The 9,289-nt window shown below is 69.4% G+C and carries 8 protein-coding genes and 1 pseudogene; 1 reads left to right on the plus strand and 8 read right to left on the minus strand.

Features of this window, described 5'->3' with window-relative positions:
- From NQ160_RS12985 to NQ160_RS13010, 6 genes are all read right to left on the minus strand, one after another.
- On the minus strand, positions 1-344 hold a 344-nt coding region (locus NQ160_RS12985; RefSeq protein WP_374113655.1), incomplete at its 3' end, for an ABC transporter ATP-binding protein.
- Positions 345-370: 26 nt separating this feature from the next.
- The gene (locus NQ160_RS12990; protein WP_257515647.1) at positions 371-2,002 is read right to left on the minus strand and encodes a hypothetical protein; all 1,632 of its coding nucleotides are present in this window, start codon (positions 2,000-2,002) and stop codon (positions 371-373) included.
- Positions 2,003-2,971, minus strand: a complete 969-nt coding sequence (locus tag NQ160_RS12995) for a hypothetical protein (RefSeq protein WP_257515648.1) — start codon at positions 2,969-2,971, stop codon at positions 2,003-2,005.
- A 177-nt stretch (positions 2,972-3,148) separates the two neighbouring features.
- Positions 3,149-3,748, minus strand: a complete 600-nt coding sequence (locus NQ160_RS13000) for a histidine phosphatase family protein (RefSeq protein WP_257515649.1) — start codon at positions 3,746-3,748, stop codon at positions 3,149-3,151.
- 61 nt (positions 3,749-3,809) lie between these two features.
- Complete coding sequence (locus tag NQ160_RS13005; protein WP_306853299.1) at positions 3,810-4,841, minus strand: aldo/keto reductase; 1,032 nt, start codon at positions 4,839-4,841, stop codon at positions 3,810-3,812.
- A 227-nt stretch (positions 4,842-5,068) separates the two neighbouring features.
- A complete protein-coding gene (locus tag NQ160_RS13010) occupies positions 5,069-7,339 on the minus strand; it encodes a polyribonucleotide nucleotidyltransferase (RefSeq protein WP_257515651.1) in 2,271 nt (756 codons plus the stop codon).
- A gap of 325 nt (positions 7,340-7,664) precedes the next feature.
- Here NQ160_RS13010 and NQ160_RS13015 point away from each other — a divergent pair, with 325 nt between their 5' ends.
- Positions 7,665-7,841 (plus strand): DUF5302 domain-containing protein, encoded by a 177-nt coding sequence (locus NQ160_RS13015; protein WP_257494958.1) that lies wholly within the window; start codon positions 7,665-7,667, stop codon positions 7,839-7,841.
- A 43-nt stretch (positions 7,842-7,884) separates the two neighbouring features.
- Here NQ160_RS13015 and NQ160_RS13020 read toward each other — a convergent pair whose 3' ends face one another.
- Positions 7,885-9,072 carry a N(5)-(carboxyethyl)ornithine synthase gene (locus tag NQ160_RS13020; RefSeq protein WP_257515652.1) on the minus strand — a complete coding sequence of 396 codons (1,188 nt, stop codon included), beginning with the start codon at positions 9,070-9,072 and terminating at the stop codon, positions 7,885-7,887.
- A 90-nt stretch (positions 9,073-9,162) separates the two neighbouring features.
- Positions 9,163-9,289, minus strand: a pseudogene (locus tag NQ160_RS24710) (NADPH-dependent FMN reductase); the annotation flags it as partial.

The following is a 9,289-nucleotide window of genomic DNA, read 5'->3' on the forward strand; positions in this document are numbered from 1 at the left end:
GCCCGGCGTTCGCGCTCGTGCCGCGGCACCCCGCTGTAGAGCATCGGCATGAGCACGTTGTCCAAGACGGTGCGCCGCGGCATGAGGTGGAACGACTGGAACACGAACCCGATCCGGCGCGCACGCACCGCCGCGCGCTCGTTCTCGGTGAGGGTCCCGGTCACGACACCGTCGATGCGGTACTCCCCCACGCTCGGGCGGTCCAGCAGCCCCAGCATGTTCAGCATCGTCGACTTGCCCGACCCACTCGGCCCGACGATGGAGACGTAGTCCCCGCGGGCGATGCGCAGGTTGACGCCCTTGAGCGCTTGCACCTCGGGCGGACCGGCGAACGAACGGGTCACGTCCCGAAGCTCCAGGAGCGCCTCGGTCACCGCCCGACCACCACGAGGGCGCCCTCGGCGAGCTCCCCGTCCACGGCTTCGACCTCGACGAAGCCGCCGGCCGCCAGTCCTGTGGTCACGACCACGAGCCGGGTGGCCGCATCCTCACCGTCGCGCGGATCGCCGTCGACCACCTCGATGCGCGCCTCGTCGCCGGGGCCCGCCGTCAGTGCCGCAACAGGCACGAAGAGCACCTCCCCCGCTGTCGCGCCGACGGGAAGGGACACCCGCACGTTCCGCCCCTGCAGCTGCATCGCCTGATCCGCGGTGAGCTCGTCGGGCTGCAGGGTGATCTCCCACCGGTCCCCCTGGGTCGCGCCGGGCGCGAGGGCGGCGATCACTGCGCGGTGCGGTGTGCCGTCGGCGAGCTCGAACGTGGCCTCGCCGCCGACTTCGAGCAGGGCGCCGTCGGCGGGCGCTGCTGCGCCGATGAGGGTGATCGACGCTCCCGACACGATCATCGCCGCACCCTGCAGCACCTGCCCACGGGTGACGTTAACGGCGTCGACGCGGCGCGGCAGCTCGCTGAGGTAGAGCACCTCACCCGCCGACAGCGACGGCAGCGCCTGCTCGCGCGCCCGGTCCAGCAGCTGGCGGGCATCGGCGAGCTGGCGTTCGGCGGCATCGACGGCGGCGCGGGGGCCCGCCGTGTCCGGGGCGATATCGAGCTGGCGACGCTCGAGGCGGCGAAGTTCCAGCGTGTCGCGCAGGTCGGACACCTCGGCGTCCCAGGCCGGCACCTCGGCAGGGTCGGCGGGACGCTGCGTCAGCCGCACGTCGAGGGCGCGCTGCGCGCTGTTGACGGCGTTGTCTGCGGCACGGACGTCCACGGCCGATGCGCCGCCGGAAGCCTGCCCCAGATCCGCCCGCGCCGCGGCGAGCGCCTGCTCGGCCGAGCGCACGCCCTCCTGCGCGGCCAGCACGGCGTCGGCGGCCCCCTCATCCGACACCGGGGCGGGATAGCCGACCTGTGCGTAGAGCTCGGTGACGGCCGCGGCAGCCGTGGCGTCGAAGAGGTCCGATGCCGGGTCTCCGGCGTCGATGCCCACGGCGCGCATCGCCTCCTTGAACTGCACCACGTCGGGCCCCGTCAGCCCCACCACGAGCGTGCGGTAGGCCGGCAGCTCACCGGGCAGCACGATCACGGGCCGTCCGGCCACTTCGAGAGCGACCGCGAGCGGCTCGAGGGTGGCACCGACCTCGGGAACGCTCCCGGTGACCACTGCCGGACCGCCGAGGGCTGCCGTGTCGATGGTCACCTCGACCGAGTCGGCGTAGCCGACGTCGCCGCGGATCGTCACGTCGTTGCTCAGGATGCCGCGCTCGACGGCGACGGTGATGAGGCCGGCTTCGGGCGGGTCGGTGAGAGACGCGGCATCCGCCGGCGACAGGACGAACCTGCCCACGAGAAGGCCGACGACGAGGCTCAGCACCGCGGCGGCCGCGATGATCCACAGGGCGCGGTTGGTGCGGAAGACGCGGCCCCACCCCTGCACCTTCGCCGACGGGGTGTCAGGGAGGTCGGGTTCTGCCGCACCGACGTCGCCGACGATCGCGGCCTCCGTCGCCTCATCGCCCGGCAGCAGATCGTCGAACGCCGGCGCGTCGCGGCGGCCCACTTATCGGCCCTGCTCGGCAGCGGCCTTGAACGCGTCCAGTTCCGCCTTGTGGTCGGCGATGAACTGCTCCTCGAGCGCGGCGGTGATCTTCGTCTGCTCGTCGCGGTAGTCCGTCTTCTCGCGGCAGTCGAGGTCGGCCAGCGCGAGCTCGATCTCGCGCTCGGCCAGCTCGGCCAGCGCCGGGTCGTCCTCGACCCACTCGGTCTGGCTCTCGTAGTACGCGTTCAGCTCCTCGATGAAGGAGTTCTGCGCGTCCATCTGTGCGACGAAACCGGAGTGCCCGGACTCATCCATGCACGCGGCCCACTCGGCGTTGAGGTCGGTGAACTCCGGAGCGACCTGCATGTCGGTGTAGAACGTGTTGAGCGCATCCATCAGAGGCTTGTGCTCGTCCGAGCTCAGCGGGTTCTCGCCGTCCATCTCGTGCTGGGCCCAGCCGTGGCATCCGGCCTGTGTCCAATCCCACTCGTACGAGCCGTCCTCGTTCATCTCCTCTTCGGGGATGCCGGGACCGTAGAGCACCTCGTAGTACGCCGCCTGCTCGGATTCGGTGAGGCCCGAGACGTAGTCCTGGTTCGGGTCGCTGTACTCCTCCTCGGCCGGCATGGGCTCGTCCATGCCGGGGGACTCGACCATTCCGTAGCCGTACTGGGCCACCCATTCGCGGGAGTCCGGGTCCCATATGTCATCGTCGCCGAAGACGACGGTGCCGTTGTTCGAGGTCGGGATGTACTCGAAGCCCGCCTCGTTCATGCATGCGGCGACGAGTTCCTCGCGCTCGGTGTTCTCCTTCTCGTACTTCTCGAGCTGCTCCTCCTCGCTGAGATCGCTGCCCCAGGCGGAGGCGAGGTAGGCACCCAGCGGGGACTCCTCCGCGGCGACGTCGTCGGCGTCGGACGCGGTGCACCCGGTCAGGGCGATCAGCAGAGCGGCGGTGCCGATGACAGCGCCCGCAGTGTGACGGTTCATGTTCCTCCCAAGTCCCCGCGGCGCACTCGCCACGTCATACGGGCAGGCTATGCGTCCGCTGTGAACACCGCGTCCATCGCGAGGATGATCTTCGTGTCTCGCACCCACCCGTTCACAGAGTGCCCGAGGGGACCGGTGCCCGCCGTGCGGATCGGGAGAGGTGTTACCGGATCGGTATCAGACCGGCGGCAGCTCGGGCAGTCCGGTGCGCAGCTCGACCGGCAGGTGGCCCAGGTCATTGTGGGAGATCAGCGTCCAGGGGCGCCCGCTGCGCTGGGCCACCACGGTCAGCCCGCAGTGGGCCTGGTTGAGGGTCAGCCAGCGCCACGCCGGCATCTGCAGCACCTCGCGCACGAACCAGGCGATCACGAAGTTGTGCGTGATGATCAACTCGTGGGCGTCGGGCTTGCGGCGCAGGAACTCGGCGACCGCGTCGGCCATCTGCGCTGATCCGGCTTCGGTCTCGGCCTCGGTATACGACCCGAAGAAGGACTCGTACATGGCCGGGGTGTCCTCGGACATGCCGGTGGGGATGCAGTCGAACAGCAGCGCGTTCGGCTGCGGTGACACGGCCGGCAGACGGTCGGCCACCGCGCGGGCGGTCTCCGCAGCGCGTTCGAGGGGCGAATGCCACACGGCGGTCAGGGGCACGCCCGAGAGGCGGTCGGCCAGAAGCGACGCCTGACGCTGACCGCGCGGCGAGAGGGGGCCGTCATCGATGCCGTGCTCGGCGTCGATGTGCTCTCCATGTCGCACGAGGTAGAGGTATTGCGTCACGCTTCTCACTTCGTCGGGGGAATCGCCCTGCCGGGCGCATTCTCCAGCCTATGTCAGGCGATCACGCCGCCGCGCGAGCCAGCTCGGCGAGCTGGCTGCGCCCGAGCTTCACGCCCACGCCCTGCACCAGCTCCGCGACGTGGGACGGGGAGTACACGTTGACGATCGGAGCCACGACCGTCTTCTGCGCCAGCACCCACGCCAGGGCCACGGCGGCGTCGGACACGCCCAGCTCGGCTCCGAGTGCGTCGAGGGCCTTCAGCGTGCGCGTGCCGCGGCGATTGATGCTCGCGGCCAGCTGCGCCCCACGGACGGAGGCCCCTACGCGCGAACGCGAGCGATGATGCCCGGCGAGGAAGCCGTGCTCGAGCGTCTGCGAGGGGGTCACCGCGATGCTCTGCGCCCCGGCGACCAGGCGAAGGTCGCCCTCGAAGTCGGTCCGACGCAGCAGGTTGTAGGGGACGTCGAGCGTGGTCAGGCGCGGCAGACCGGCAGAGGAGAGAATCCTCGCCTCGACCAGCTGGGGAGCGGTGAACCCGAACGCGCCGACGGCACGCACCTTGCCTGCCTCGACCAGCCACTGCACCGTGGCGAGGGCATCTTCGAGGGCAGTGGTGCGGTCGGACCCGCCGTCGAGGTACAGCAGATCGATGCGGTCGGTGCGCAATGCGGTGAGCGATGCCTCCACCGCACGCACCAGGTTGACGGGGCCGAGCCCAGGGTGCTCGGGATGGCCGCCCACGCGCACCGAGACGACCACCTCGTCGCGCAGACCCCGTGAGTGGATCCACTGGCCGACGATGTGCTCGCTGCGGCCGCCGGCATAGGAGTCGGAGGTGTGCACCGCGTTGCCGCCGAGCTCGAGGTAACCGTCGAGGATGGCGTGACTGGATTCCAGATCGACGTGCCACCCGAACTCGGAGCCGCCCAGGATGAACGGGAAGACCGACAGCCCCGACTCACCCAGGGGTGTGCGCACGCCGGTTCCCACCGGTGGCCCCATGACGGGGATGGGCGCAGAGGGATGGCCGACCGGGGCCGCGGGCAGGCGCGTCGACGTATCCGTCGGGCTGACGCCGCCGAATAAACCCATGTCACACCCCCACGGATCCCTCGCAGGACCCGAGCCGTTTCGTCCACGCCCCCGGCGCTTATCTCGAGGGTAAGCCAGGCCTGGGACACGCCCGGCAACTGCTCTGCACGTCGGGTGAACTTTGCATAACGTTCTGGTCACGACGCGCGAGCGTGTCCGCCATACGGGGGACAAACGGCGAACACCCGCCCTCCACAGGAGAGACGGGTGTTCGCGCGTGATCGGAATCAGGCCTCTGCAGGCACCTCAGCGGCCTCGGCGGGAGCAGCCTCGCCGGCGCTCTCCTCCACCACAGGCTCGAGCGACAGCTTGCCGCGATCGTCGATCTTGGTGATGCGCACCAGCAGCTTCTGGCCCACGCCGAGCACGTCTTCGACGTTCTCGACGCGCTTGCCGCCGGCGAGCTTGCGGACCTCGCTGATGTGCAGCAGGCCGTCCTTGCCGGGCAGCAGCGAGATGAACGCACCGAACGCGGCCAGCTTCACCACGGTGCCGAGGAACTGCTCGCCGACCTCCGGGTTAGTGGGGTTGGCGATCGCGTTGACCTGGGCCCGAGCGGCCTCGGCCGCGGGGCCGTCGGTCGCACCGATGTAGACGGTGCCGTCCTCCTCGATGGAGATCTGCGCGCCGGTCTCATCCTGGATCGCGTTGATCGTCTTGCCCTTGGGGCCGATCAGCTCGCCGATCTTGTCGACGGGGATCTGCACGCTGATCACGCGCGGAGCCGTCGGCGCCATCTCGTCGGGGCCGTCGATCGCGGCGTTCAGCACGCTCAGGATCGTCATACGGGCATCCTTGGCCTGCTGCAGCGCGGCGGTCAGCACCGACGACGGGATGCCGTCGAGCTTCGTGTCGAGCTGGATCGCCGTGACGAACTCGCTCGTGCCGGCGACCTTGAAGTCCATGTCACCCAGGGCGTCCTCGGCGCCGAGGATGTCGGTCAGCGCCGCGTAGCGGGTCTGACCGTCGACCTCAGCCGACACGAGACCCATCGCGATGCCGGCGACGGGAGCGCGCAGCGGCACACCCGCGTTCAGCAGCGACAGCGTCGACGCACACACCGAGCCCATCGAGGTCGAGCCGTTGGAGCTCAGCGCCTCGGAGACCTGACGGATGGCGTACGGGAACTCCTCGCGGCTGGGCAGCACCGGCACGAGGGCGCGCTCGGCGAGGAAGCCGTGCCCGATCTCGCGACGCTTGGGGCTGCCGACACGGCCGGTCTCACCGGTCGAGTACGGCGGGAAGTTGTAGTGGTGCATGTAGCGCTTGCTCGTCGTGGGCGACAGCGAGTCGATCTGCTGCTCCATCTTGAGCATGTTCAGCGTGGTGACACCCAGGATCTGGGTCTCGCCGCGCTGGAAGATCGCCGAACCGTGCACGCGCGGGATGACCTGCACCTCGGCGTCCAGCGGGCGGATGTCGGCCAGGCCGCGACCGTCCATGCGCACACCCTCGGAGAGGATGCGATCGCGCACGATCTTCTTCGTGACGGACTTGTACGCGGCGGAGAACTCCAGCGGAGCCGCTGCCGGCAGCTCGCCGGCCTCGGTCGCCGCGATCAGCTCGGCCTTGACGCGGTCCTTCAGCTCGTCGTCGGCGGCCTGACGCTCCTGCTTGTCGGCGATCTGGTAGATCGGGACGAGCGAGTCGTGTGCGCGCGACGAGACGAAGTCGTACGTCTCCTGGCTGTAGGGCAGGAAGACCGGGAACTGCTTGATCTCCTTCGCGGCGGTGTTGGCCACCACGTTCTGCGCGCCGACGAGCTCCTTGATGAAGGGCTTCGCTGCTTCCAGACCCTGCGCGACGATCTCCTCGCTGGGCTTGGTGGCGCCTGCCTTGATCAGGTTCCAGCTGTTCTCGGTGGCCTCGGCCTCGACCATCATGATCGCGACGTCGCCGTCGGGCAGCACACGGCCGGCGACGATGAGGTCGAAGACGGCCTCTTCCATCTGCTCGACCTTGGGGAAGGCGATCCACTGGTCGGCGTGCTCACCGTGACCGGGCATGAGCGCGAGGCGCACGCCGGCGATCGGACCCGAGAAGGGCAGACCGGAGATCTGGGTGGACAGCGAGGCGGCGTTGATCGCGAGCGCGTCGTAGTACTCGCCCGGGGCGATCGAGAGCACGGTCACGACGATCTGCACCTCGTTGCGCAGGCCCTCGACGAACGAGGGGCGCAGCGGGCGGTCGATGAGACGGCAGACCAGGATCGCCTCGGTGGAGGGGCGGCCCTCGCGGCGGAAGAACGAGCCGGGGATCTTTCCTGCGGCGTACGAACGCTCTTCGACGTCGACGGTCAGCGGGAAGAAGTCGAAGCCCTCACGAGGGTGCTTGCCGGCGCTGGTGGCCGACAGAAGCATCGTCTCCTCGTCGAGGTAGGCGGCGACGGCGCCCTGCGCCTGCTGCGCGAGGCGGCCGGTTTCAAAGCGGATGGTGCGGGTGCCGAAACGTCCGTTGTCCAGGACGGCTTCGGCGGCGGTGATTTCAGGACCTTCCAAGAGGTCTCTCCTTCTTTGTTTAGACTCGCACGCGCGTTTCGCGCACGAGATCGTTCGAAGGAGCAGGAACAGGCAGATATGGGCGCGCGGAACAAGTCCGCAGGTCCGCCTGCGCTGGCCACCAGTAGAAGACCACCGTCCGATCCGGACGGGAATCCACCACAGGGGACCAGCTTTCTGCCGGGCCTGCTCCCTGAGCTCAGTATTCGATTGAGCGGATGCCACAAGGACACCCTGACCGAGCCTAGCAGGCGCCGCCTGTCACGCGTCTGCGAGACGGTACGCCCGCTTCCCGCGACGGGTGCGCCCTGCGTAGTCTGGTCCCATGAGCACCGATGACACGTCCGCAGCCTCCGAGGAGATGAAGCGCAAGTTCAAGGAGGCGCTCGACAAGAAGAACGCACACACCCGCAACGGTGAGGCGCACCTTGACGGCGACTCCGCCGTGCACGGCGCCCACGGCGCCGTTACCCGCCGCGAGTTCCGCCGCAAGAGCGGCTGACACACCGCAACCGGGGGGCCCACCGCACGCGCGGTCGGGCCCCTCACCCTTGGGCGGGGCCGCTGCCGGCGGTCGGTCTCCCGGCCGGCCGCACGTCGTGCGGCGCGTCCGGCAGCCGGTTCTGGAACTCCAGGATCGCCTCGTTGTGCACCGTGCCGTCGCTCACCTCGATAGCCCGCGAGAGCGTCTCGTCGGCGGACCATGCGGTCCTTCCCGCCATGACCGTGGGAATGAAGCCCAGCAGCGCCTCGCTGATCTCCCAGCTCGCCGAGTTCCACAGGTACGACGGGCTGTGGTCGACGGCGTAGTAGTTGACGGAGCCACCGACGGTGAACATCGGGTCGGCGAAGCTCGTCGGCCGCGCCCACTCGAAACCCATCCCCTCATCGCACGAGACGTCCACGATGAGGCTCCCCCGACGGAACGCGGCGAGGTCGGTCGTCTTCAGATACACCAGCGGCTTGTTGGGGTTCTGCAGCGTGCAGTTGACGACGATGTCGCTCTCGGCGAGGAAGGCTGCCAGCGGCACGCGTCCCTCGTCGGTGATGACCTCGCTCGTGTCGGGTCCGTCGTGGTCGAACTGGATGATCTGAGTGGCGTGGATGGGCGCTGCGACCGACGCCGTCGCCCGGTTCGTGAGCACGCGCACATCCTGCACGCCGTGAGCCCGCAGCGCGGTCACGGCACCCCGGGCCGTGGCTCCGAACCCGATGACGACCGCCGTCAGTCGCCGGCCGTAGTCCCCCGTCGAGCCGCACAGCTGCAAAGCGTGCAGCACGGAGCAGTACCCGGCGAGCTCGTTGTTCTTGTGGAAGACGTGCAGACCGAACGAGCCGTCGACATTCCAGTGATTCATCGCTTCGAACGCGATGACGGTGAGGTGCTTGTCGAGGGCGAGCTGGGTCATCTCCTCGTCCTGCACGAGGTGCGGCCAGCCCCAGAGCACCTGGCCGTCGCGCATTCCGCGGAGATCGGCGTGCTGCGGCTTCGGCATCAGCAGCACATCGGCCGCCTCGAACAGCTTTCCCCGGTCCAGGATCGCGCCGACCATCGGCCGCAGCTCGTCGTCGGAGATCCCGAAGCGCTCGCCGTAGCCGGCTTCCAACAGCATCCGCGCGCGGAGGTCCGCGGGGATCCGCTCGAGATGATCGGGGTGAAGCGGCACGCGGCGCTCGGCGGGCTTGAGCGAGGCGCCGACGACGCCCAACGTGAGAGGGTGCTGCGTCGCCATCGTCGTCTTCTTCCCGTCGCGGGGCCGGGTGGACACCGTGGTCCGACGCTACCAGCGACGTGCCGGCCGCGCTCCGCCGGGCGTGCGACGCTACTCCCCCGCGAGCCCGCCCAGCAGGTGCCCGAAGGAACGCCCCTCACCCAGATAGGTGGCGGGATCGAACGGGTCCCCCTCGCTGCGCGTCGTGCGGCGAGCGACGGCGTCGGCCAGTTCCCGC

Source organism: Microbacterium sp. zg.Y909 (assembly GCF_024626565.1).

Coding starts and splice junctions, on each gene's coding strand:
- NQ160_RS12995 (WP_257515648.1), bottom strand. CDS start 2,971: ATGAACCGTCACACTGCGGGCGCTGTCATCGGCACCGCCGCTCTGCTG.
- NQ160_RS13005 (WP_306853299.1), bottom strand. CDS start 4,841: ATGGGTTTATTCGGCGGCGTCAGCCCGACGGATACGTCGACGCGCCTG.
- NQ160_RS13015 (WP_257494958.1), top strand. CDS start 7,665: ATGAGCACCGATGACACGTCCGCAGCCTCCGAGGAGATGAAGCGCAAG.
- NQ160_RS13020 (WP_257515652.1), bottom strand. CDS start 9,072: ATGGCGACGCAGCACCCTCTCACGTTGGGCGTCGTCGGCGCCTCGCTC.